The organism is Pseudomonas sp. 43NM1, from assembly GCF_002836905.1.
In the GTDB taxonomy this organism is placed as follows: domain Bacteria; phylum Pseudomonadota; class Gammaproteobacteria; order Pseudomonadales; family Pseudomonadaceae; genus Aquipseudomonas; species Aquipseudomonas prosekii.
In genome coordinates this window covers 104,929-130,254 of the sequence record NZ_MKGS01000002.1, presented here as the reverse complement: position 1 = coordinate 130,254, position 25,326 = coordinate 104,929, and the positions used below count along the sequence as shown (strand labels likewise).

Sequence of the window (25,326 nt, the reverse complement as noted above, 5' to 3'; positions counted from 1 at the left end):
TGCGCGTGGTCGTTACGGCACGTCTGTGTGCTGACGCACAGACGGCGCTTTAACTTGAGACCATTTTGGCATCGAGCAAGCGCCCTCCCCCCGCAAACTCGCAAAGCTCTCAGCGGTTCATCACCGGACTGCACACGCCATGAATCGCCAAGGAAGAACCCGGTGCGCAGTAATTGGCCGTGGAGAATCTGCCCGCCAAGAGGATTGATGATGAATGACCTGACGTTACGTAGAAGTATTCTGGACGAGCTGGAGTTTTTACCGCACATCGATGCTGCCGCTATTGGTGTCACCATCGAAAACGGCGTTGTTGTACTTACCGGGCATGTGAGGACTTACGCTGAAAAAATCGCCGCCGAACACGCAGTTCAGAGCGTTAAAGGCGTCGTTGCCGTGGCCGAAGAGCTCGAGGTGCAGGTATCCGGCGCCCACGCTATTGATGATGGTGTGATCGCCTCCCGTTGTCTGGATCTGATTCACTGGGACACGGCGGTTTCCAAGGAGCCCATTCAGATCAAGGTTCAGCACGGATGGGTAACGATTGAGGGGCATGTGGAATGGCAATACCAGAAAGCCGCCGTAAAAGCCCTCATACAGCAATTGCAAGGGATCGTGGGGATCGACAACCGTATAACAATAAAGCCTAAAGACAGCATTCAAGATATCAAGACGCTTATAGAAGAAGCCCTGGCACGAAGTGCCGAGCTGGATCCCAGCAAGATCCGCGTCACTGTGCAGGGCAATCAAGTAACGCTCGAAGGCACAGTTCACCGATGGCTTGAACGTAAAGCAGTCGAACACACAGCCTGGGCGGTTCCAGGCGTAAAACTTGTAGAAAACCACCTACTCATCAGCTGACCCGGCAGACGCAAGCCCATCGGTATGTTCGCCACCGAACAGACTGCAATGGCGTCAAGTCAGCACACTTCTAGTTTCTCGAATAGTGACGCTCACATGGCACACGCAGGCGCCTGCGCCGCGCTCAACTCATCGTTATCGGGTGTGCGAGCACGCGTGTCAGATCAGGGGGAATATGACAAGCATATGGACACGCATCAGACTGTTGTTACCTCGATTGGCTGCCTTTTGTCGAACCGGCAGGTTCGCCAGAATCAAGTTTGCCGATGAGCCGATTCTACGCGCCGAACTGTTCAACGCAGACCAAATGGCCAGTCACGGTATGGCCCTGGCCGACCAGCATCAGGTCAGTGCCTTGTCCTCCCACGATGCTCTACTGGGCAGACTGGACGACAATGAGGTTGTGCTCAACCGAAGCTGCACCGCGCTGACGCAGGCGCAGTCTTCCAGCCGTCGCGTCACCCCGGCCGCCGAGTGGTTACTGGACAACTACTTCCTCGTTGAAGATCACATTCGTACCGCCAGAAAGCATCTGCCCAAAGGCTACAGCCGGGAATTGCCACGCTTGACCAACGGCCCTTCCGCAGGCCTTCCACGGGTCTATGACATTGCGCTGGAAACGATCTCCCATGGTGACGGCCGATTCGACGAACGGAGCCTCAGACGCTTCATCGTTGCCTATCAGACCGTAACACCACTGGCACTGGGGGAGCTATGGGCGATCCCGATCATGGTGCGCCTTGCGTTGATCGAAAACCTGCGCCGGGTGGCGTCACGGGTAATGGCAAACTCGGACGACCGAAACAGGGCGGATGACTGGGCCGAGCGCCTGATCGAGGTTTCCGGGCGTGATGTAAAAAATGTCGTGCTGACCGTCGCCGACATGGCCCATTCGGTGCCACGGTTGAGTGCTGCGTTCGTAGCTGAGTTTGCCCGCCGCTTGCAGGGCCAGAGTGTGGCCCTCGCCCTGCCCCTCAACTGGATCGAGCAAATACTGGGTGAAACGGGCTCCAGCACAGAGCGTCAGGTACACCTCGACGCGCAGCAACAGTCTGCCGACCAAGTGTCTATCAGCAATAGCATCGCAAGCCTGCGCCTGTTGACGGCCACCAATTGGCGCGAATTCGTCGAATCGATGAGTCATGTCGAACAGACTCTGAAGAAAGACCCCGCCGCCGTTTACCCTTTCATGGATTTCGCCACCCGCGACAGTTATCGACACATGATCGAACGGCTCGCCAGGCGCAGTCATCGGCCAGAGATTCAGGTGGCTCAGATCGTCGTTGATCTGTCGGGACAGCAGCACGCAGCGGCACTGGACAGCTCGCTGCACAGCCATATCGGCTATTACCTGATCGGCGCTGGCATTGGTGTTCTTGAACAAAGGCTTGTTGCCAACGTGCCTCTGCATGAGCGCTGGAAGCGCCTTCTGCAATTTTCACCATTGATGTTTTACCTGACACCGGTAGGCGTTCTCACACTGATTTTTGCCTTGCCATTGCTCGCCTCTGCGAGTCGTGACGGTCTGCCCGACGTGGCCTTGCTGGCGCTGGCGGTGCCCTGCCTGATCATGACCAGTCGCCTGGCAATCAGTCTGATCAATTGGCTAGTGACCTTCAGCTTGTTGCCCACCATATTGCCGAAGATGGACTACGCCGGCGGTATTCCTGAGGAAGCTCGCACGCTGGTGGCCATTCCTTCACTCATCGCGACTAGTGCCGATATCGAGGAGCTGGTGGAAGGCCTGGAGGTCAGGTACCTGGCCAATCGCGACGATAATCTGTTTTTCGCCTTGCTCACTGATTTTCTTGATGCGCCAGAAGAGGTCGAGGTTCAGGACGCAGAATTGCTGACACTCGCCTCCCAGGCTATCAACCAACTCAATCGTAAATACGCTGAAGGCGTGGTCGACCGGTTTTTCCTGTTTCATCGATCGCGCTGCTGGAACCCCGGGCAACAGGTGTGGATGGGGCATGAACGCAAACGAGGAAAACTCAACGACCTAAATGCGTTGCTGCGCGGCACCGGCAAAACGCGTTTCACGACGATTGTCGGTGACATACGCCCCCTTCTATCGGTGCGTTACGTGCTGACCCTCGATACCGACACATTGCTGCCGCAGGATGTTGCTCGCCAATGTGTGGCAGCCATGATGCACCCGCTCAGCCGGCCCTTGTTCGACACTTGCAAGGAAAAAATCGTATCCGGTTACGCGTTGTTGCAGCCGCGCGTAGGCATCAGCCTTGCCAGCACACCACGCACCCTCTACTCCCGGTTGTTTGGTTGTGATGGTGGTGTCGACCCCTATACCCGTGCGGTGTCGGACATCTATCAGGATCTGTTCCAGCAAGGGTCCTTCATTGGCAAGGGCATCTATGATGTGGATGCCTTTAGCTGTGCGCTGGAAGGCTGTCTGCCAGATAACCAGATACTCAGCCACGACTTGATCGAGGGCTGCTACGCACGCTCGGGTTTGCTCAGCGATGTGCAGTTGTATGAGCAATACCCCTCCCGTTACAGCGCCGACATTAAACGCAGGCATCGTTGGATCCGCGGTGACTGGCAGTTAGTCCCATGGCTGCTCCCTTGGGCACGCAATACACGAGGTGAATGGACGCGCAACCGCTTGGGCGTCATGGCGCGCTGGAAGATCCTCGACAATCTGCGTCGAAGTCTTGAGCCAATGGCCTTGCTGTCAATGCTGGTCTGGGGCTGGTTTGCCAGCAGTGAACCCTTGGCCTGGACACTGGCGGTGGTCGGTTTGCTGGTTATCCAACCGTTGCTCAGAACCTTTACCGATGTCCTGCAACCACCACTGAACGTGCCTTATCGGGAGTACCTCAAAGCCCTTCTTAATGGGCTGGCACAAGACCTCGCGCAAGTCTGCGCCACCATCGCCTGGCTACCGTTCGAGATGTACTACAGCGCTGGTGCCATTACGCGGTCGCTGTGGCGTATGTTTTTCAGCCGGCGCTTGCTGTTGCAATGGCAGCCGTCCCGCGAGGTCGAGCGCAGTTCGTCGAATCGGGTATCCGGACTCTACCGCGAGATGTGGTTTGGACCACTGCTTGCGCTGAGCGCGCTGGGAGGGTTGTTGACTGATCCGGTCAGGCTGGCCATTGCCGCTCCGCTGCTACTGGCTTGGCTGGCAGGTCCATGGATCGCCTGGCGTCTTAGTGCCAAGCCGGAGCACGCGGCGTTCGCCCCCTCGCCCGAGGCGTTGCATTTTTTGGGGGTGCTGGCCCGTCGAACATGGGCGTTTTTCGATGAATTCGTAGGCCCGCAGGACAACTGGTTACCGCCGGACAATATCCAAGAAGAACCTAAACCGACGATTGCCCATCGCACCTCCCCCACTAATATGGGCATGGCTCTGCTCGCCCATCTGGCCGCCCACGACTTTGGTTATTTGAGCACCGAACGCCTGTTGCTACGCCTGGCCGCCTCACTGGACAGCATGAACACACTGGAGCGTCACCATCAGCACTTTTATAACTGGTATGACACACAGACTCGCCTGCCACTCAGGCCGCAATACATCTCCACTGTTGACAGCGGCAACCTGGCAGGCCTGCTACTCACTTTGCGAGCGGGTCTGGTGCAAATGCCGGATCAACCCCTCTTCGGCCTTTCCGTCGTTAACGGCCTGCGTGATACGTTAAACACACTGGGTGAAACGCAGAATACGAAAGACCTGTGTAATCAGTTACAGCCGATCCTTGAGCGAGCAGCGCAAACCCTCGAAACCCATGCATTGCTGGATCACCTGCATACTGCTCGGGCCATCGTTGCGGCACCGCTGGCAAACGCCGAGGACGATTGCATCTACTGGCAGCATGCGTTCACTGCTCAATGCGACGACTGGATCGCGGCGCTTGCTCGCTATGAACTGCCTGCCCCTCTCCTCAACCACGAACCTCTCTGCCAAACGCTGAAGCAACTAACCCAACTCAACAGTGACGACTGGTCCACCGAACACCATGTTCGTCTTGAGGCGGTACGTACCCACGCCCGCGAGTCCATCAGCCTCCTGGATCGGCTGATCAAACTGACTGGCGGCCTTTCGCAGATGGATTTCGCGTTGCTCTACGACCGCAAACGCGATTTGTTTTCCATCGGCTACAACACTGAAGAACGTCGCCTGGACACCGGCTACTACGACCTGCTGGCCTCCGAGGTGCGCCTGACCAATTTTGTTGTGATTGCACAGGGCCAAATACCCCAGCGGGCCTGGTTTACCTTGGGCCGATTGTTGGGGGTTTATGCCGGCGTACCAACCTTGATGTCCTGGTCCGGGTCGATGTTCGAATACCTGATGCCGCTGCTGGTCATGCCCAACTATGACGGCAGCCTGCTCGATCAGACCTGCCGTGCCGCCGTGACCATACAAATCGAACAAGGCAAAAGCCTTGGCATACCTTGGGGGGTATCGGAGTCGGGCTACTACATGCTCGATACCCAGTTCAATTACCAATACCGAGCGTTTGGCGTGCAGGCGCTCGGCCTTAAGCGCGGCTTGAGCGATGACGTCGTGATAGCACCCTACGCCAGTGCCCTGGCGCTGATGGTAAATGCCGAGGCCGCCTGCAAAAACCTGCAACGCCTCGCTCAACAGGGCGCGATGGGGCGTTACGGACTTTACGAAGCCGTCGATTACACCGAAGCACGATTACCGCGTGGCCAGCGTTTCGCCTTGGTGCAGTCGTTCATGGCTCACCATCAAGGCATGAGCCTGCTCGCCTTGACCAGCGTGCTGCTCAACCAGCCGATGCAACGTCGTTTCGAGTCAGACCCTGCGTTGCGATCTGCCCTGCTGTTGCTGCAGGAGCGCGTGCCCAAAGCAGCAGAGCCTTATCTGCAAACCCCCCAAACACCAGCCGTTGGTGACAACGGCCAGAGCCACGACACCAAGCTGAGGTTATTTGCCCAACCAGGGCGGAAGCGTACCGCCGTTCAATTGCTCTCCAACGGCAACTATCACGTAATGCTCAGCAGTGCAGGCGGCGGCTACAGTAGCCGAAATGATATGGCTGTAAGTCGCTGGCACGAGGACATCACTCAAGATAATTGGGGTACTTTCTGTTATTTGCGGGATATCGCGAGCGGCGAATTCTGGTCCGCTGCGTTTCAACCCACTCTGCGCCGCACAGAGGTTCAGGAGGCCATTTTCAGCGATGCCCGGGCAGAATTTCGGGCGCTGGAAATGGATTACGACTCACACATGGAAATCGTCGTTTCGCCAGAAGACGACATTGAACTACGCCGGTTGCACATCACTAATCGCGGGGCCTCTGCCAGAAAATTCGAGATCACCACCTACGCAGAAGTGGTGCTGGCCCCGGCTGACACCGATGCAATGCATCCAGCGTTCAGCAAGTTGTTCGTGCAGACCGAGTTGCTGTTACCGCTGCAAGCCATCATCTGCAGTCGCCGTCCTCGATCCAGTGTTGAACATACACCGTGGATGTGTCACTTGCTGGCGGCACACGGGGTTCATATCGACACGATCTCCTACGAAACGGACCGCGCCCGCTTCATCGGTCGAGGGCTCAACTTGAGTGCGCCTGCCTCGATGGCGCCCGGGTGTGCACAATTATCGGGAAGTCACGGCGCGGTGCTTGATCCGATCGTGGCGATCCGCTGCCGTATCACACTGCAAGCGGGACAGCAGGCCACCATCGATCTTGTGACGGGCGTGGCGGATAGCCGAGACGATTGCATTTCCCTGATCAATAAATACCGCGATCGCCACTTGGCAGACAGGGTCTTCGATCTGTCATGGACTCACAGCCAAGTGCTGTTGCGACAGCTTAACGCTTCACCCGCAGACGCCCGGCTGTTTGAACAGATGGCCTCTTCGTTGCTTTACGCCAACCCCGCATTGCGCTCAGACAGCGCCATATTGATGAGTAATCGACGCAACCAGCAGGGGCTTTGGGGTCAGTCGATTTCCGGCGATCTGCCTATCGTGCTCTTGCGGGTAAAAAGCCTGGATAACTTCGAGCTGGTCCAGAAGATGATTCAGGCCCATGCGTACTGGCGCCAGAAAGGTTTAGTGGTGGACCTGTTGATCTGGAATGATGACCAGAGCGGTTACCGCCAGCAACTGCAGGACGCGATCATGGGGCTTGTCAGCTCCGGCAGCGAAGCCACGCTGATGGACCGTCCCGGTGGGATTTTCGTGCGTAGTGCCCAACAAATGTCGAGTGAGGACCGCACGTTGTTCCTCTCTGTCGCACGTTTGGTGCTGAGCGAGGGATGGGGCTCTATTGCCGAACAAGTCAACCGCCGACGCATCGCACCGGCATACGCTCCATTCGTGGCGACCCGTCAATACACTCCGATGGCAGCGGCAAAGCCGCTTGCGCCCATCCCTCGTCCGCTGTTACTGGGCAACGTCTACGGCGGTTACAGCGAGGATGGCTACGAGTATGTGATCAATTCGACAGCAAGCGGCCCCACGCCGGCACCCTGGGTCAACGTTATCGCGAACCCACAGTTGGGCACGGTAGTCTCGGAGTCCGGCAGTGCTTACAGTTGGGCGCAAAACGCCCATGAATACCGCCTCACACCCTGGCACAACGACCCCGTTACCGATCGCAGCGGCGAAGTCATTTATCTGCGCGATGAAGAGACCGGCCATTTCTGGTCGGCCACGCCCAAGCCTTGCCCGGGGACCGGTCACTATCAAACGCGCCACGGTTTTGGCTACAGCGTTTTCGAGCATGAAGGAGACGGCATCAAGACAGAGTTGTGGGTGTATGTGGCATTGGATGCCCCGGTCAAGTTCTCGCGGCTGGTGGTGCGCAACACATCTGCTCGCAGCCGAACACTCACGGTGACGGGTTATGTTGAATGGGTGTTGGGCGATTTGCGTAGCAAGTCGGCGATGCATGTAGTGACCCGGTCCGATCCGGTCAGTGGTGCATTGTTTGCCCAAAATGCTTATTCAGTCGAATTCGGTGAGTGTGTGGCGTTCTTTGACACCGATACCATCGACCATGGCATTACCGGCGATCGAAGCGAGTTCATCGGCCGCAGCGGCACTTTGCAATCCCCTGCTGCAATGCAGCATGCAGGACTGTCCGGGCGCACCGGTGGGGGTCTTGATCCCTGCGCGGCGATCCAGGTGGCCGTGGCACTCGCGCCAGGAGAAAGCACCGAAGTGATCCTGCGACTGGGTGCAGAGAAAAGCGCTCAAGCGGCGACTCAAACGGTACAAAGGTACCGAGGCGACCAGGTTGCAGCCACGCAATTGCAAAAAGTTCGAGACCACTGGCGTTCGCTGCTTTCGGTTATTCAAGTGAAGACGCCGCTGCCAGGCCTGGATGTAATGCTCAATGGTTGGCTGATGTACCAGGTCATCGCCTGCCGCTTCCTCGCCCGAAGTGGTTATTACCAATCGGGTGGCGCTATTGGGTTCCGGGATCAACTGCAAGACAGCATGGCCATGGTTCATGCAGACCCTGCAACGGTACGCGCACATTTATTGCTGTGCGCAAACCATCAATATCAGGAGGGCGACGTTCAGCACTGGTGGCATCCCCCCTTGAATCGCGGCGTCCGGACCGCCTGCTCAGACGACTTTTTGTGGTTGGTGGCGACGACCAGTCGCTATGTGGAAATAACCGGTGACTTGACGGTGCTGGACGAGCCGGCCGGATTTCTGGAGGGCCGTGCATTGAACGCTGGCGAAGAGTCCTACTACGACTTGCCGGGCGTATCGGATTTGCGCGAACCGCTTTATCGCCACTGTGTTCGCGCCATCGAACACAGCCTGCGCCGTGGCAAGCACGGGCTACCGTTGATCGGTAGCGGCGACTGGAATGACGGCATGAACCGCGTCGGTTATCTGGGCCAAGGTGAAAGTGTCTGGCTGGGGTTCTTTTCGTGCGATGTACTCAAGCGCTTCGCCGTTGTCGCTCAACAGTATGGGGATGATGACTTCGCACGACGTTGTAACGAACATGCCAGTCTGCTGAGCGCCGATCTGGAAAAAGCCGCTTGGGACGGCGCCTGGTATCGCCGTGCATGGTTTGATGACGGCCAGCCACTGGGTTCGTCGATCAACGATGAATGCCGCATCGACTCCATTGCCCAGAGTTGGTCAGTCCTGTCTGGTGTGGGTTCGGCAAACCGTCAGCGCTTGGCCATGCGTGCGTTGGATCAGCACCTGGTAAAGCCCGAAATTCGCGCCGTGTTACTGCTCGACCCGCCGTTTGACAAAGGCGAACAAGACCCCGGTTATATCAAGGGCTATGTGCCAGGTGTGCGAGAGAACGGCGGACAATACACCCACGCTGCAATCTGGGCGGCCATGGCGTTTGCTCAATTGGGCGATACCGACAAAGCCTGGGAGTTGCTGAACCTGATCAACCCCGCCGACCGGCTCAACAACGCAAGGATCGAGACCTACAAAGTCGAGCCCTACGTGATGGCCGCCGATGTTTACGCTAAAGAACCCCACGCCGGACGTGGCGGCTGGACTTGGTATACCGGCTCGGCAGGCTGGATGTACCGCTTGGGGATGGAGTCACTGCTAGGCCTGCAACGTAGCGGCAACACGCTCAAGATTGAGCCGTTGATCCCGCAGGATTGGCCCGGATTTACGTTGACTTACCGCTTCGGTGCAACCCAGTACCACTTCGAAGTCAATCAGGGTACGACAGAGACCACCTCAATGACGCTCGACGACCAGCGCATTGAAAGAGATGCGCTCTTGTTGATCGACGATGGCATCGAACATCGAGTTCACATTGAGTGCCGCGTTCGCTCGCCCGACCGGCAGGCGCGCGAATATTCCAAAGCGAACGATGAGTAGATATATCTGTCGACGTATAGGTGTCTGGATAAATCTATTCATTTCTACGTCGATATTGATTGGAGATTTCGATGGATTTTCGGGATTTGTTTCATTACTTGTTAGGATAGAGCGGCAAATTTCTCGTTTTACCATAGGAACAGCGGGGCTACAGACCATCGTACGCAGAAGCGTGCCACTACCAAGGAGGCTCTCATGGGGAAAAACCCTATGGATGATCTACCAGCTAATTCTCAATCTGCCAGTGAGGATGGCATCCCGGCTCCAAGCGGAGCAGCCAATCTGATCGATACTGACTACGTCATCGGTCAAGACAATATCAAAGGTGAATTTTCGTTCTCGCTCGATATTCACGGCAAAGTTTTCATCATCTCGGCAGCCACGATCGTGCTCTTCGTCATCTTGACGCTGGCACTGCAAAACGAAGTAGAGCCACTCTTCAGTTCGATCCGTAACTGGTTGACCAGCCATTTGGCCTGGTTCTTCATGAGCGTCGCAAACATCTTTGTTGTGCTGTGCCTGGCGTTGATCGTTTCGCCACTGGGAAAGGTTCGATTGGGCGGCCGAGATGCCAAGCCTGATCACACTTATCTTGGCTGGTTTTCAATGCTTTTCGCTGCCGGCATGGGCATCGGTTTGATGTTCTACGGCGTTGCCGAACCCATGTCGCACTACGCGGCCTCCATGGGGGGCGTCACGCTCGATGCCAGTGGGGTTCGTACTGACTGGGCGCCTCTGAATGGCGCGGCAGGCGATATGAAAGGCTCAGCCGAGTTGGCAATGGCCACGACGATCTTCCACTGGGGCCTGCACCCTTGGGCGATCTACGCGATTGTTGCTCTGTCGCTCGCGCTGTTCTCGTATAACAAAGGCTTGCCACTGTCGATTCGTTCGATCTTTTATCCATTGCTGGGTGAACGGGTCTGGGGCTGGCCGGGGCATATCATCGACATCCTCGCGGTATTTGCGACATTGTTCGGGTTGGCAACGTCCCTGGGCATCGGCGCGGAACAGGCCGCAGCGGGGATCGAATATCTCTTTGGCATCAAGTCGACGAATCTCAGCAAAGTACTGCTGATCATCGGCATCACGATGGTCGCGTTATGGTCGGTGCTTGCCGGCCTGGACAAGGGCGTCAAGGTGCTGTCTCAGATCAACATGGGCCTGGCTTTGCTTCTGCTCGGGTTCATCATTGTCGTGGGCCCTACCCTGGCCATCTTCACGGGTTTTTTCAAAAACCTGGTGAGTTATGCCGAGTATCTGCCCGCCCTTTCCAATCCTTTTGGACGAACCGACACTGAGTTCACCGAGGGCTGGACGGCGTTCTACTGGGCGTGGTGGATCAGTTGGTCGCCTTTTGTCGGGATGTTTATTGCCCGGGTGAGTCGCGGTCGTACCGTACGAGAGTTCCTGGTCTCCGTTCTGCTGGTGCCTACTGTGGTTTCGGTACTGTGGATGACGACGTTCGGCGGAACGGCGATTGATCAAGCGACCGTTCAAGGCTTTGTGGGCGTTAAAGATGCCGTCCTGGAACTGAAGCTGTTCGCCATGCTGGGGCATTTGCCGCTCAAGGAAATCACCTCATTCCTGGGCATTATTCTTGTCATCGTCTTTTTCATCACTTCCTCGGACTCCGGCTCGCTGGTGATCGACACCATTACCGCTGGTGGCAAGGTCGACGCGCCTGTTCCGCAGCGCGTTTTCTGGGCTGTCATCGAAGGTGTGATTGCTATCGCCCTGCTGCTCGGCGGTGGATTGGTGGCGCTGCAGGCAATGGCGGTCTCCACCGGTCTGCCTTTCGCTATTGTGCTGATGGTGGGATGTGTCTCTCTGGTCAAAGGACTGCTGTCTGAACCCCGATCCTGATGCGTCATCGCTTTCAAATGGATAGGTGAGTTCGATTTACCTGCGAGACTGTGATTTCGTTATGCGGTTACATGTCTCGCAGGGCTTTACTGGAGACCTGCATGCTTCAAAACATTATTGACCTCTTTGTAAATTACAGTTTGCTGGGGATCGCTTTAGGGCACTGGCTGCTGGCGCTCCTCGCAACAATCCTAAGCTTCGTCCTGGCCAGAACGGCCATTCGATTTGCCCTCAAGAAAATCCGCAAGAGATCCTTGCTACCCGACGCTGACCTCAGTCATATCGCGCTCGAAGTGCTCTCGGTTACCAGCAACACCCTTCTGTTTTTAGCCTCGGTCCTTATCGGCATCGGCTTTCTTGATTTGCCTGAACGCTGGCTGGGGCGTGTCAGCAGCCTGTGGTTTGTGGTTGTCGCTTTGCAAGCGGGCCTTTGGGCGAACCGTGCGATTGCATTGGCGCTAGCGCGCTATTTTCGACGCCACGGCTCAGCCGAGACATTCCAGGCCAGTGCCTTGGCGACGCTTAGCCTATGGGGTGCGAAAGTATTTCTGTGGGTCGTCGTGGTCATGGCAATGCTGTCAAATGTCGGGGTGAACATCACCGCCTTCGTCGCAAGCCTTGGCGTAGGCGGTATTGCTATTGCGTTAGCGGTGCAGAATATTCTTGGAGACGTATTCGCCTCCCTCTCCATCGCGGTCGACAAGCCTTTTGAAGTGGGCGATTTTATTGTCGTCGGTTCGCTGTCCGGTACGGTCGAACATGTCGGTCTGAAAACCACACGGATACGCAGCCTGGGTGGCGAGCAGATCGTGATGGCGAATGCGCAAATGATCGGCAGCACCATCCAAAACTATAAACGCCTTCAGGAGCGTCGCATTGTGTTTGAGGTCGGTTTGACCTACGACTGCTCTGCCCAACAGGTCAAGGAAGTACCGCAGCGGATTGAGAAAATCATCAAAGGGAAAAAGCTGGCGCGGTTCGATCGCTCGCATTTCCGCAGTTTCGGCGATAGCGCCCTGGAGTTCGAAACGGTGTATATCGTGCTTGATCCCAGCTACAACGTTTACATGGATGTTCAGCAAGCAATAAACATCGAGATGATGGGAGCTTTTGCCGAACTCGGCGTCAGTTTCGCATTCCCTTCGCGCACTGTTTATGTCGCTTCATTACCGGATGCCAAGGCTCCCAAGACGGCCAAAATGGCCAACATGGTCGCTGAACAGCACCGTTGATGCAGTGATCGAGCAAAAACCGGCCCGCCTCTCTGCTGCGGTCCAACTCTGCTGCGCGCAATTTTAGCCGTAGCGAACCCACAACCAACTGGATACAGACAACGCCTGCATGGCTCAGCGCTCTGAGCAGCGCGTCATGACGTGCCTGATATGGGTAAATAAATGCTTGAAAATATCAAAGCCGCTTGGCTATCAAACATCCGGGCGGATGTACTGGCTGGTCTCGTCGTTGCGCTAGCCCTCATTCCCGAGGCTATCGCCTTCTCTATCATTGCCGGAGTCGACCCCAAGGTTGGCCTCTACGCCTCTTTCTGTATCTGTACCGTCATCGCATTTGTCGGCGGTCGCCCGGCGATGATCTCTGCGGCCACCGGCGCCATGGCATTGCTGATGGTGAACCTGGTCAAGGATCATGGTCTGCAATATTTGCTGGTTGCCACGCTCCTCTGCGGCGTATTGCAGGTCATCGCCGGTTACCTGCGACTAGGCGAGCTGATGCGCTTCGTTTCGCGTTCGGTCGTGACCGGATTCGTCAATGCACTGGCGATCCTTATCTTCATGGCGCAACTGCCGGAACTCACCGGCGTCACCTGGCCTGTCTATGCAATGACGGCCGCAGGTTTGGCGATCATTTACCTGTTCCCACTATTACCGGTCGTGGGTAAGGTGCTGCCCTCGCCTTTGGTGTGCATCCTGGTGCTTACCGCGATTTCCGTGTCCATGGGACTCAATATCCACACTGTCGGCGATATGGGGTCGCTGCCGGATAGCCTGCCGATCTTCATGTGGCCTGACGTGCCATTGAATCTGAACACCTTGCTCATCGTGCTGCCCTACTCCGCGGCATTGGCGGTGGTGGGTTTGCTGGAATCGATGATGACCGCAACGATCGTCGATGATCTGACCGACACGTCCAGCGATAAGAGCCGCGAATGCAAAGGTCAGGGCGTTGCCAATATCGTCAGCGGACTCATCGGCGGTATGGCCGGTTGCGCAATGATTGGCCAGTCGATGATCAACGTGAAGTCGGGCGGACGAACTCGCCTGTCGACGCTGAGCGCGGGCGTGTTGTTGCTGATCATGATGATCTTCCTCGGGGACTGGCTGGCGCGCATACCGATGGCCGCACTGGTTGCGGTGATGATCATGGTATCGATCAGCACCTTCAGTTGGGGCTCCATTCGCAACCTCAAACAATACCCGCTGTCCACGAACGTTGTAATGGTCGTGACCGTGGTGGTGGTCGTTGTCACCCACAACCTGGCGTTTGGTGTGATCGCTGGCACCTTGCTGGCCGCCATGTTCTTCGCCAACAAGATTGCCCACTACCTGGACATCACTTCCAGCCGAGATCCCGAACATAGCCACCGTACGTACTATGTGATCGGGCAAGTTTTCTTCGGCTCGTCAGATCGCTTTGCCAACGCGTTCGACCTCAATGAACCGCTCGAAACGCTCACCATCGATCTGCGCGAAGCGCATTTCTGGGATATCACCGCCGTCACGGCCTTGGACAAAGTGGTGCTCAAGCTTCGTCGTGAAGGCATTCAGGTCGATGTGATTGGCATGAACCGGGCGACAGCCACGCTCGTGGATCGATTCGGCGTTCACGACAAGCCTGGGGGCATTGACACACTGATAGGCCATTAATCGACATGCGCTGCCCCTGCCCCTTCTCCGCTTGCGCAACTTGACGGGCGCAGGGTGATCGATGCCCCTGAGATCGACTGCTCAGTGATTGAGAGGCGACCTCAATTCCACAGTGCCTCAATCGGCGTCGACGGTGAGTAGTGGTTGGCTATTTGCGCCTGCAACAGTTCGGCAGCCGCCAGGGCATCGGTCAAGGCATGGTGCGCGTGGTAAGCCGGCAGGTTGTAGCGCGCGCGACTGTCGGCCAGCCTAATTGAACGCCTGGGCCGGCGCAGCAATCGGTCGAGCCACGTTCGTTTTTGTCGATGCATTCGTGCTTCCAACTGCATCGTGTCGATAACCGGAAATTGCACGCCCTCCCCCAACAGAAGGCGAAGCGCCTGATCGAGGAAACCCCGCTCTATGTTTCGGTAATGCACGACCATGACTTTACCGGCCATGGCTTCCAGCAGCTCCCCGACTATCTCGGAAAGTCCCGGGGCGTCCAGAATGTCGGAGTGGGTGATGTGGTGGAACGTCACCGACTGGTCGTTAAGCTCTGATGGCGGTTGTATGACCCAATACAGAGCCTGACCACAATATATCCGCTGCAGCGTGAACGGGATCAGTCCAATGCTGACAATGCTGTGGGATTCGGCATCGAGACCGGTCGTTTCAATGTCCATCGCCAGCAGTTGCACATGCTCTATTAAGGTGTGTGCCGGCACAGCCCCGGCCTGATAGAATTTTTTCAGGTGGGGATGACTCACCTCCTCCGCCAATACCTGAAACCTTGCAGCCCAGTCTATTTTTTCGAACTGTCGATTGACTTTCACCGCGCTCATTACGATTGCCGCCCCTTGAGTGGGTAACGGAATCGCAAGAAATTCTGCGCGTTACTCAAGACCTGAAACGCATCTTTGAGGTTATGCCGTTCGCTGGTGGAGAACCGCTCTGGCTCGATGTAGTTGTTCGGTATGGTGCCTTGCTCCAACGCGTCGGCCTGATGCCGGATCCGTACCATGGACAGGAACTCCAGGGCGTAACGCAGTTGCATCAGCGCGTCCGGTGGCATGAGCTGGGTGTTGCTGATTGCATCGAGGCGATCAAAGGAGTTTTGCGCCGTGCTTGCGCAAGCAAGTGCGTGGATGCGAATAAGGTCGGTCAGCGGCGCAGTGCCTCGGCCCTTGAGGTTGATGATGCCCTTATGCCGGCCGTCTGTTTCCACCACGAACGTGCGGAAGAAACCCAGCGGCGGCGTCCGATTAAGCGCAATCCGGGCCATGGCGTGGAGAAATCCTGGATGGATACTGGACTTGCGAGCGCACAAGTCCTTGAGTTCCTGCACCAACTCCAGTTGACCATAGACCCCGTCCAGATCGAAAAAAATACAGCTGTTAAGCAAGGTCGCCGGATTGGGCTTTTCGATCCATTGCTCAAAGTAAGCGCGCCAAACCCGCACCGGTTGCCGCCATTGATCATTGGTGGCCATGATTCCACCCTTGCAATAGCTATAACCGCAGACAGCCAGGCCATCGCTGACAAATGTGGCGAGGCGCTTGAAGTACTCGTCATGTTGAACGGGGTCGAATCGATCATCGAGTACCAGGGCATTGTCCTGGTCGGTCACCAGCAACTGCTCGTCTCGGGCCATCGACCCCAGCACCATGAAGCAATACGGCACGGGCGGCGGCCCCAGTTGTTTCTCCGCCAACTCGATCAGGCGCTGGATGAAGGCGCGGCCAACACCTGCGATCGCGCTCCCGATCATGTGCGCTGTAGCGCCGTCGCGCACCATGCGGATGTAAGTTGCACGCAGATCACGCAACAGTGATCGCAGGCCCTCGACTGAGGTTTGATTGGAAATCCGGTTGACCAGGTACAAGCTGCTCTGGGACTCATACCGAATGATGTCCGGCAGGTTGATCAGACCTAACGTCTTGCCTTTATAGGCGACCGGCAGGTGATGGATATTGCGTCGCAACATGACCAGCATGGCCTCGAATACCGAGTCATCGGCCTGGATTGCAACGGGGTCCTCCGACATTATCTCGCTGATGGATGTAGCGCTGTCACTTCGCCCTTCAGCGACCACTCGGGTCCGCAGATCCCGGTCGGTGACAATGCCGACCATTTCCGCTTGCCGCCCCTCAGGCCCCATGACCACAACGCAAGATACGCTTTGCTCTGTCATCACTTTCGCCGCTTCATGGACTGAAGTGTCGCTGGTCACCCACACCAGTTCACGCGATATCAAGGCGCGGCATTTCAGTTGGATCAGCTCACTCGCGCGGCCCTGCGCCTCGACGGCGGTCTGTAGCCTTGAGTGGCCTTCAGCCTCGACGAAGTCAGCGAACGCATCATGCTGCGCGCACAACTCTGCGAACATATCGGCGGGAATAAAGTAGATCAGGCTGTCTTCCAGAGCTCTGGCAGGAAAACGAACTTTGTTGCTGCGTAATAAACCCGCCTGCCCGAAGATATCGCCCTCGACGAGGCGGTTATAGAGATCGCCGTTGCGCCGATAAATCTCCACGGCACCGCTGCGCACATAGTGCAAATCCTGAATGACGGCACCGGCCACAAGGATATCGCTGCCGGCCTTGAAATAACTGACGTCGATACGCTGGGCTATTGCGTCCAGCGACTCCTGAGGCAACTGATCAAAGGGAGGAAAACGATGAAGGTGGTCGCGAATCTCCTGTAACTCGATTTGCATGGAACCTCGGAGATGATCAAAAAAAGATGACTGTGCCTTGCACAGGCCTGGGGGAGCTGGCGCGCTGAAGACAGCGCTTACCAGATCATATCCAGTCACGTTGTTCAACCTTTGGCAGTGATCAAGTAACTCCCCACCTCCGTGTTCCCTGACGGCTGAGGTCAATATCTCCAGAACACAGGCGTTATGAGCACCAGCACCGTCAGAATTTCCAACCTTCCAAGGAGCATTCCAACGGTCAATATCCATTTTGCGGAATCAGGTAATGATGAAAAATTACCTGCCGGCCCAATGATCGTGCCAAGCCCTGGCCCTACGTTACACACCGCCGTAGCGGCGCCGCTCAATGCTGTTGTCCAGTCAAGTCCAATCAGAGCCAGGCCCAGGGCAATAGCGGCAATCGTGATCGTGAAGAAAAACGAAAAGGTCAAAAGTGAGCGCACGATCTCCTCATCAATCGGATGGCCGTTGTACTTTTTCTGAATCACTGCCCGTGGATGAATCAGTTGTTTCAAGCTACTGACCAGTAACGCGGCAGCCACCTGAAACCGAAAAATCTTGAGACCACCGGCCGTGGAGCCTGAACATCCACCGACGAAGGTCAGATAGAAAAAGAGCAGGACGGCGAAGCTGCCCCATAAGGTGTAATCGCCTACCGCAACACCGGTGGTCGTGACGACCGAGGTCACATTGACTGCCACGATACGAAACGCATCCCACCATCCGTAATCACTGTGAAAGCACAGCCAGGTCCCCACCGCCAGCCACGTAACGATCAAGAACCCGATAAATCCGCGCACCTGATGATCTTTCAATAGCGCACGTCGATGACCGCGCAATGTCGCGACATACAAGGTAAAGGGCAGACTGCCCAGAATCATGATCACCACCGCTACCCAATGAATAGCTGGCTGTGTCCAATGCCCAAGTGACGCGTCCGAGGTTGAGAATCCCCCGGTAGAGATCAACGACATGGCGTGGTTGACTGCTTCAAACGGCGTCATTCCGGCCATCCAGAGCGCCAGTGCTCCGGCGCCCGTTAGCCCCAGATAGAGGAAAAGGATGTACTTGGCTGCCACATGGGAGCGCGGGGTCACTTTCTCCGACCAGTCTGAAGACTCTGTCTGAAAAAGACGCATGCCGCCCACTCGCAATAGAGGAAGGATCGCCACAGCCATACCGATAAAGCCGATACCTCCCAACCAGTGCAACATCGAACGCCAGATCAACAATCCAGGAGAGGCTGTGTCCAAACCACTCAGTACCGTTGAACCGGTAGTTGTGATACCAGACATGGTTTCAAAAAAAGCGTCGGTGTAACTGATGTGGCTGATAAAGACCATCGGCAACGCAGCGAAGGTACACACCACCACCCAACTGCCGGTGGTCAGCAAGTACATATCTCGCGGACGAAGTTGCGCAGTATCGGGGCGCCCACGAGCGACCAATAACAGACCACAGATGAAGGTAATCAAACTGGACCAGAGAAAGGCTGACAGATCGTCGCGGCGCTCATAGACCACCAACGTGATCATGGGAATAGCCATACTGACGGCCAACGTAATAAGAAAAATACCTAAGATGAAGCCAATGAGCCGTATTGCTGCGATCGACATAGAAGTAACCTGACAAATGTGTGCCACGCGATATCGGAAGCTACGCCTCCTGGGTCCGCAATTTCCAAGTGCGATCAGCAGGATCGCAATGCGTCGGCCTGATTCTCGCCTATTAAGGGGTACGTCCACCTCAAAACTTTATTCTCCCAAGGGTTTATTTGAAGATTGCGGCTAGGGTGACTGCTGAATGAACCATCCTTACTCATGAGAACCCAACCAAGGAGAGTCACCTCCCGTCTTTGCTGACCGGAACCTGAAACCACTGACTGATCACCCCACTATCAAAAGGTATGAAAAATGATCGCTCGCTGGCGCTGGCTGTTACAACAACTGACCAAACGGCTATGGTTCAGAGCCACGCTGTTTTCGCTGCTAGGCGTGGCAACAGCGTTGCTCGCCGTTGTCTTCAAAGACTACATTCCCGAATCATTGCCCGCCCGTATCGGCGCCGACGCTGTCGACAAGATCCTGGGCATCATCGCCTCAAGCATGCTCGCAGTGACCACTTTTTCGTTAAGCACGATGGTAACCGCCTACGGTGCAGCCAGCAGTGGTGTGACGCCCCGAGCCACCACACTGGTGATGGAAGACACCACCACGCAAAATGCCCTCGCCACCTTTATCGGCTCATTTCTGTTTAGCCTGGTGGGAATCATTGCGCTGAGTACCGGGGCCTACGGAACACAAGGAAGGGTTCTGCTATTTGCGGTGACCATCGCCGTGGTGATTCTGATTGTTTACACGCTTCTGCGCTGGATCGATCACCTGTCCAAACTCGGACGGGTGGGTGAAACCATTGATCGTGTCGAACAGGCGATAATCGACGCCATTAACAACAGGGTCCAATGGCCTCATTTGGGCGGTGCCGCTTACCCTGCCGAGTGGATGATTCCAGTCTCTGCTCAAACAATCACCAGTCACCAAACCGGGTACGTCCAACATATCGACGTGCACGCGTTAGGCGCCGTTGCAAAAGCAGACGAGATACAGGTTTTTCTGGACATCCTTCCGGGAACTTTTGTGCATCTGGGCATGCCGCTCGCCCGAACCGTGAGCTTGAACGCGGAGCGCGTAGACGAGTTGCACGCCAGCACCGAAAAAATCCTCGCCGCGTTGACCATTGACGTACGCCGAACGTTTGAACACGATCCCCGATTCGGGTTGTCGGTGCTGTCGGAAATCGCCTCTCGCGCCTTGTCGCCGGCAGTCAACGACCCAGGGACTGCCATTGACGTCATTGGCCGGGGGGTCAGAAGCCTCTCCTGCTGGGGTAAACCACAAGACCCCGCAGCGAAAATCGATGAAGACTGCGAGCAGGTTTACCTCCGCGGCCTGACTGTAGATGATCTGTTCGATGACTTTTTTGCGCCGATTGCCAGAGATGGCGCGAGCTTGCTCGAAGTAGACCTGCGCATGATGAAGGCGCTTGTCAGCCTGGCGCAGATAAACCCCGAGATGTACAAGGATACTTGTGCCAGGCACGCAGGCCTTCTACTCAAACGCTCAGACCTGTCGCTGACATTGGAGGAAGACAAACAAACACTCAGGGCCGCGGCTCGACAACTGATCCGCTAGTTCAATCTGGTTTTCGCGGGGCTGCGCCACTGTCCGGGGCGTGCAAAAAACCACGGGCCAATTGCTGATACAACTCAGGCCCCATCCTGGCACTGACCGCTTTGGCTATCAGCGCTACAGCCAACAGACTGATCACCATACCGTGGCTGTCGATCATCTCCATCACGATAATTGCTGACGTGATCGGCGACTGCGTTACAGCAGACAGAAAACCGACCATACACAGAGCAATCATCGGCTGTGCAGCCAGTCCGAAGAGTTCCGCGACGTTGGCTCCAATGGCCGCTCCTACCGCCAGGGAGGGGGCGAAAATGCCGCCGGGAATACCGGAAAAGTAAGTCACCACCGTCGCGAGAAAACGCGTAATGGGCGCATGCCATGGCAGGCCGATATCGGACGTGATGATTTGGGATGTGATCCCGTAACCACTGCCGAACGACATCCCGCCACTGAGCCAACCGAGTATCGCCACGATCATTCCACATATACCGGCGAACCAGACGGGATGCACGCGGCGCCATTCCCAGACGACAAATCGATGATGGCGCTGCGGCCACAGCAGCATCCGGCTGAACAACCCGCCCAGAAGACCGCAGCCAATACCGATCGCCAGCACCGGGACAACGATATCGAGTTGGATGTCTTGAACGTCGAAGTGACCGAAATAGTTGTAGTTGCCCTGCAAGGCAATCGCGACCATTCCCGACAAGATAATCGTGCTGAGCAAGACCCCGCTGGTTCGGGTTTCCAGCTTGCGCCCCAACTCCTCTACCGCAAAGGCCACACCTGCCAAAAGCGTGTTGAAGGCTGCAGCAATGCCCGCTGCGCCGCCAGCGAGGATCAAGTCTTCGCTGCGGATGATTCGTGCGTTGGGCAAGTAGCGGTGAAAAAAATGCATGATCGAGGCGGCGACCTGAACCGAAGGGCCTTCGCGTCCGGCCGAAAAACCACCGGTGAGTGCCAGGGTACCCAGGCCGATCTTGGCGAAGGCGATACGTAACGACACCAGCTTATCGACCGGCTTACCTTGGTGCGCCAGACGGGTAGCGGCGATAACCTGCGGGATCCCACTGCCCTGTGAGCCAACAAAAAAACGTGTGGTCAGCCACACCACCAGCATGCCCACCAGCGGTGTGTATACAAAGGGCAGCCAAGGCCGTTCGGCGGTCTGTTGGGCAAATTGCGTCAGTGCCAGGTCGGCCAGTCGGGCGAACATCACCACCAGCAGCCCCGCGAGAGTAGCGGCTACCCAAAGCGTGACTCGTGTACGCCAACGGATCGAGGCAAAACGACGGCGAATCAATAAAAGCAGTTTGATCACCCGAGTGGATTCCAATTGATGTTCAGCACTGTGGTAAGGGCAAGACTAACCGGATAAGTGATGAGGTCCAACCGGCTCTGGCCAAATGATTACAAAACAATTCACCCGCAGCCCGCCGTGCACGTCAACTTGCCAAAGTATTCCAGTGCAGAGATTGGCCAGCAACTCGCCACCTTTGCGTCGCTATCAACTACAGTGGAGTCACTCTGCATACAGCCATAACAAGACGGAGAGTTTTCCATGCGAGTAAAAAGCCGCTTTACCCTGCTGGCCGCCGCAGCAACTTTGGCAGTCACAACCGCAACTCAGGCCGCACCGGTGTTCATCAACATTCTGACCGGGGGTACCAGCGGGGTTTATTACCCGATTGGCGTCGGTCTATCGCAGATTTACAGCGATGGCATCCCGGGCGTGAAGACCTCGGTTCAAGCCACCAAAGCGTCGGTGGAAAATTTGAACCTGCTTCAGGCCGGTCGAGGTGAACTGGCGCTGGCGCTGGGTGACTCCGTGGCCGATGCGAAGAATGGCGTTGCAGATGCAGGCTTCAACGCGCCGCTGACCAAGCTGCGCGCGATTGCCGGTGCTTACCCCAACTACATCCAAATCGTGGCCAGCAAGGAGTCGGGGATCAAGACCCTGGCCGACCTCAAAGGCAAGACCATCTCTGTCGGAGCACCGAAATCGGGTACCGAGTTGAATGCGCGGGCGATCTTCAAAGCGGCGGGTTTGATTTACGAAGACATGGGTAAAGTGCAGTACCTGCCTTTCGCTGAATCGGTCGAATTGATCAAGAACCGGCAACTGGACGCCACGCTGCAGTCCTCCGGGCTGGGCATGGCGGCCATTCGCGACCTGTCCTCGGTCATGCCACTGAACTATGTCTCCGTTCCGACTGATGTGGTCGAAAAAATCGGCAACCCGGCCTATCAGAGCGCAATGATTCCGGCCAATACCTATGATGGGCAACCTGATGCGGTGCCCACGGTCGCGATCACCAACATCCTCGTCACGCGTGCTGATGTGCCAGATGAAGTGGCTTATCAGATGACCAAATTGCTGTTCGAAAACCTGACACGTTTGGGCAACTCTCATTCGGCGGCCAAGGACATCAAGCTGGAAAACGCGGCCAAGAACCTGCCAATTGCACTGCATCCAGGCGCCGAGCGTTACTACAAGGAAAAAGGCGCGCTGTAACGGCGTTTGGCGCAGCGGTCAGGGTTTTCGCTGCGCCAATGGTTCGCCCCTTTTTCAATGCAGTCATGAGGCAGGCAGCTAATGAGTGAAGATCATCAGGGCATCTCCGCGAATCCGCGAGACTGGCCAAAAACATTGTTTTACGTCGCATTACTGTTCTCGATTTTTCAGATCGTCACCGCTGCGTTTGCACCGTTCTCAAGCCAGGTTCTGCGCGCCGTACACGTCGGTTTCCTCCTTTGGGTGGTATTTTTAAGTTACCCCGCTTACGGCAATGACCGTCCCTGGCAGCCGCTGGCCTGGCTGCTCAGCCTCGCAGCCATTGCCACGGCGATGTATCAGTGGGTGTTCGAGGCAGACCTGATCCAGCGCTCGGGGGATCTGACGTCCACCGATACGGTAATAGGTATCCTGCTGGTTGCCCTGGTGTTCGAAGCTGCCCGTCGGGTAATGGGCATTGCGCTGCCAATCATCTGCGGCCTGTTCCTGGCGTATGGCCTGTTTGGCGAGTATCTACCGGGCGAGCTGGCACATCGCGGTTATGGCTTCGATCAAATCATCAATCAATTATCTTTTGGCACCGAAGGACTGTATGGGACGCCGACTTATGTGTCGGCCACTTACATCTTTCTGTTTATCCTGTTCGGCGCGTTCCTCGAACAGGCCGGGATGATCAAGCTGTTCACCGACTTCGCCATGGGTCTGTTCGGTCACAAGTTGGGCGGGCCGGCCAAAGTCGCGGTCGCCTCGTCGGCGCTGATGGGGACTATCACCGGCTCGGGGATTGCTAACGTCGTGACCACGGGGCAATTCACCATTCCGCTGATGAAACGCTTTGGCTACCGGGCCGCGTTTGCCGGCGGGGTGGAAGCGACCTCCAGCATGGGCAGTCAGTTGATGCCGCCAGTGATGGGCGCGGTCGCTTTCATCATGGCCGAAACCATCAACGTGCCGTTCGTGGAGATTGCCAAGGCGGCATTGATTCCTGCCATCCTTTATTTCGGCTCTGTGTTCTGGATGGTTCATCTGGAAGCCAAGCGCTCCAACCTCATGGGGTTGCCCAAGGATCAATGCCCAAGCGCGCTGGGTGCGGTCAAGGAAAACTGGTACCTGCTGATTCCCCTGCTGGTTTTGGTCTACCTGCTGTTTTCCGGGCGCACGCCCCTATTCTCGGGCATGGTTGGACTGGCGCTGACGGCCATCGTAATTCTTGGCTCGGCGATCATCCTCAGGGTGCAAAGCTTCGGCCTGCGCTGCGCTTTTTGGGTAGCACTAGGCATCCTGTGCGCCGGTTTTTTCCAGCTAGGGATCGCCGTGATATTTGCGGTCATCGCAGTGCTGGTAGTGGTCTGCGGATCCATCAAGGGCGGTCGAGAAACACTGACTATCTGCCTCCACGCGTTGGTCGAAGGCGCACGCCACGCGGTACCGGTAGGGATTGCCTGCGCACTGGTGGGCATCATCATCGGCGTAGTGTCACTGACCGGCGTGGCCTCGACCTTTGCGGTTTACATATTGGCCATTGGCCGAGACAACCTGTTGCTGTCGCTAATACTGACGATGATCACCTGCCTGGTGCTGGGCATGGGTATTCCGACCATCCCCAACTACATCATCACCAGTTCGATCGCAGCCCCTGCCCTCTTGGAGTTGGGGGTGCCTCTGATCGTGTCGCATATGTTCGTGTTCTATTTCGGCATCCTCGCCGACCTGACGCCTCCGGTCGCCCTCGCCTGCTTTGCTGCAGCACCGATCGCCAAAGAAACAGGATTCAAAATCAGCCTGTGGGCGGTGCGAATTGCACTGGCGGGGTTCGTCATCCCGTTTATGGCGGTCTACAACCCGGCCCTCATGCTGCAAGGTGACAACGTGTGGATGACCGCCTACATGCTGATCAAAACAACGTTGGCGGTCGGGCTCTGGGGGATGGCCTCCACCGGCTATTTGCAGCGCAAGATGCCTGTTTGGGAGCGCTTATTGTGCGTGGGCGCAGGCGCCTTGCTGGTGGTGGCGTTGCCACTGACTGATGAGCTGGGCTTCGTCCTTGGAGTATTGCTGATACTCCAACACGTCTGGCGGTCCCGTCAGGCAGGAATCACCAACGCATGATCGGATTATGTCTGGGTCTCACCGGCGCCGTGTGGGCTCAGCTGTCGATTTCGCACTTCACGCTGGCGTGGAATCACACCATTGAAATGATTCGCTGGGAGGAGGACTACCGCGTCACCGAACAAGGCCTGGTACTGGAAGAAGCTCGTGTACGTGGCAACGGCGCGGGAATGGAGATTCCGGAAGATGCTCGACTAGAAAATGGCAGTTGGCACTATCGACGTCACTTACCGCCTCTGCAGCCACTTAACTTGGGGCGAACCCCCGAGGCTGGCGATTACCAGTTGTGCTTCAATGGCCAGTGTTCCTCGTTGAGCCAGTGGGTCGGAGCGCCCACATATAATCAGCCCTCCGTGCAGATGTGGGCATGCGATGCAGGTTGAATT

General features: G+C 56.5%; 13 protein-coding genes. 9 read left to right on the top strand and 4 right to left on the bottom strand.

Features of this window, described 5'->3' with window-relative positions:
• The first annotated feature begins 210 nt into the window (after nt 1-210).
• The 5 genes from BI292_RS01610 (at nt 211) to BI292_RS01590 (ending at nt 14,427) form a co-directional block, all read left to right on the top strand.
• Nucleotides 211-858, top strand: coding sequence for a BON domain-containing protein (locus tag BI292_RS01610; protein WP_101206813.1), 648 nt, complete (start codon nt 211-213; stop codon nt 856-858).
• Nucleotides 859-1,033: 175 nt separating this feature from the next.
• The gene (locus BI292_RS01605) at nt 1,034-9,679 is read left to right on the top strand and encodes a GH36-type glycosyl hydrolase domain-containing protein (RefSeq protein WP_101206757.1); all 8,646 of its coding nucleotides are present in this window, start codon (nt 1,034-1,036) and stop codon (nt 9,677-9,679) included.
• Nucleotides 9,680-9,874: 195 nt separating this feature from the next.
• Nucleotides 9,875-11,545 (top strand): BCCT family transporter, encoded by a 1,671-nt coding sequence (locus tag BI292_RS01600; protein WP_101206756.1) that lies wholly within the window; start codon nt 9,875-9,877, stop codon nt 11,543-11,545.
• Between the two features lie 101 nt (nt 11,546-11,646).
• On the top strand, nt 11,647-12,777 hold the full coding sequence (locus BI292_RS01595) for a mechanosensitive ion channel family protein (protein ID WP_101206755.1): 1,131 nt from the start codon (nt 11,647-11,649) through the stop codon (nt 12,775-12,777).
• A 162-nt stretch (nt 12,778-12,939) separates the two neighbouring features.
• On the top strand, nt 12,940-14,427 hold the full coding sequence (locus BI292_RS01590; protein ID WP_101206754.1) for a SulP family inorganic anion transporter: 1,488 nt from the start codon (nt 12,940-12,942) through the stop codon (nt 14,425-14,427).
• A 101-nt stretch (nt 14,428-14,528) separates the two neighbouring features.
• Here BI292_RS01590 and BI292_RS01585 read toward each other — a convergent pair whose 3' ends face one another.
• The 3 genes from BI292_RS01585 to BI292_RS01575 all read right to left on the bottom strand — a co-directional run bounded on the left by BI292_RS01585 (nt 14,529) and on the right by BI292_RS01575 (nt 18,741).
• The gene (locus BI292_RS01585) at nt 14,529-15,251 is read right to left on the bottom strand and encodes a 3'-5' exonuclease (protein WP_101206753.1); all 723 of its coding nucleotides are present in this window, start codon (nt 15,249-15,251) and stop codon (nt 14,529-14,531) included.
• Nucleotides 15,251-17,125: a DUF294 nucleotidyltransferase-like domain-containing protein gene (locus BI292_RS01580; RefSeq protein WP_101206752.1), complete on the bottom strand. Its 1,875-nt coding sequence runs from the start codon at nt 17,123-17,125 to the stop codon at nt 15,251-15,253. The genes BI292_RS01585 and BI292_RS01580 overlap by 1 nt, the downstream gene beginning before the upstream one ends.
• Before the next feature lie 161 nt (nt 17,126-17,286).
• Nucleotides 17,287-18,741 (bottom strand): TrkH family potassium uptake protein, encoded by a 1,455-nt coding sequence (locus BI292_RS01575; protein ID WP_101206751.1) that lies wholly within the window; start codon nt 18,739-18,741, stop codon nt 17,287-17,289.
• Nucleotides 18,742-19,038: 297 nt separating this feature from the next.
• On the opposite strand from BI292_RS01575, the gene BI292_RS01570 reads away from it, so the two are divergent.
• Nucleotides 19,039-20,316 carry a DUF2254 domain-containing protein gene (locus BI292_RS01570; RefSeq protein WP_101206750.1) on the top strand — a complete coding sequence of 426 codons (1,278 nt, stop codon included), beginning with the start codon at nt 19,039-19,041 and terminating at the stop codon, nt 20,314-20,316.
• Between the two features lies 1 nt (nt 20,317).
• Here the strand turns inward: BI292_RS01570 and BI292_RS01565 are convergent, their stop codons facing one another.
• Complete coding sequence (locus tag BI292_RS01565; RefSeq protein WP_101206749.1) at nt 20,318-21,637, bottom strand: chloride channel protein; 1,320 nt, start codon at nt 21,635-21,637, stop codon at nt 20,318-20,320.
• A gap of 240 nt (nt 21,638-21,877) precedes the next feature.
• Between BI292_RS01565 and BI292_RS01560 the strand changes: the two genes are divergently transcribed.
• The 3 genes from BI292_RS01560 to BI292_RS01550 all read left to right on the top strand — a co-directional run bounded on the left by BI292_RS01560 (nt 21,878) and on the right by BI292_RS01550 (nt 25,323).
• The gene (locus BI292_RS01560; protein WP_101206748.1) at nt 21,878-22,831 is read left to right on the top strand and encodes a TAXI family TRAP transporter solute-binding subunit; all 954 of its coding nucleotides are present in this window, start codon (nt 21,878-21,880) and stop codon (nt 22,829-22,831) included.
• Between the two features lie 81 nt (nt 22,832-22,912).
• Nucleotides 22,913-24,940: a TRAP transporter permease gene (locus tag BI292_RS01555; protein WP_101206747.1), complete on the top strand. Its 2,028-nt coding sequence runs from the start codon at nt 22,913-22,915 to the stop codon at nt 24,938-24,940.
• Nucleotides 24,937-25,323 (top strand): DUF1850 domain-containing protein, encoded by a 387-nt coding sequence (locus tag BI292_RS01550; RefSeq protein WP_101206746.1) that lies wholly within the window; start codon nt 24,937-24,939, stop codon nt 25,321-25,323. The genes BI292_RS01555 and BI292_RS01550 overlap by 4 nt, the downstream gene beginning before the upstream one ends.
• The last annotated feature ends 3 nt before the right edge of the window (nt 25,324-25,326 follow it).

Excerpts from the sequence above, each read along its gene's own strand:
- BI292_RS01605 (WP_101206757.1), top strand. The coding sequence starts at position 1,034 with ATGACAAGCATATGGACACGCATCAGACTGTTGTTACCTCGATTGGCT.
- BI292_RS01590 (WP_101206754.1), top strand. The coding sequence starts at position 12,940 with ATGCTTGAAAATATCAAAGCCGCTTGGCTATCAAACATCCGGGCGGAT.
- BI292_RS01595 (WP_101206755.1), top strand. The coding sequence starts at position 11,647 with ATGCTTCAAAACATTATTGACCTCTTTGTAAATTACAGTTTGCTGGGG.
- BI292_RS01570 (WP_101206750.1), top strand. The coding sequence starts at position 19,039 with ATGATCGCTCGCTGGCGCTGGCTGTTACAACAACTGACCAAACGGCTA.
- BI292_RS01585 (WP_101206753.1), bottom strand. The coding sequence starts at position 15,251 with ATGAGCGCGGTGAAAGTCAATCGACAGTTCGAAAAAATAGACTGGGCT.
- BI292_RS01550 (WP_101206746.1), top strand. The coding sequence starts at position 24,937 with ATGATCGGATTATGTCTGGGTCTCACCGGCGCCGTGTGGGCTCAGCTG.
- BI292_RS01610 (WP_101206813.1), top strand. The coding sequence starts at position 211 with ATGAATGACCTGACGTTACGTAGAAGTATTCTGGACGAGCTGGAGTTT.
- BI292_RS01560 (WP_101206748.1), top strand. The coding sequence starts at position 21,878 with ATGCGAGTAAAAAGCCGCTTTACCCTGCTGGCCGCCGCAGCAACTTTG.
- BI292_RS01555 (WP_101206747.1), top strand. The coding sequence starts at position 22,913 with ATGAGTGAAGATCATCAGGGCATCTCCGCGAATCCGCGAGACTGGCCA.
- BI292_RS01580 (WP_101206752.1), bottom strand. The coding sequence starts at position 17,125 with ATGCAAATCGAGTTACAGGAGATTCGCGACCACCTTCATCGTTTTCCT.
- BI292_RS01575 (WP_101206751.1), bottom strand. The coding sequence starts at position 18,741 with ATGTCGATCGCAGCAATACGGCTCATTGGCTTCATCTTAGGTATTTTT.
- BI292_RS01600 (WP_101206756.1), top strand. The coding sequence starts at position 9,875 with ATGGGGAAAAACCCTATGGATGATCTACCAGCTAATTCTCAATCTGCC.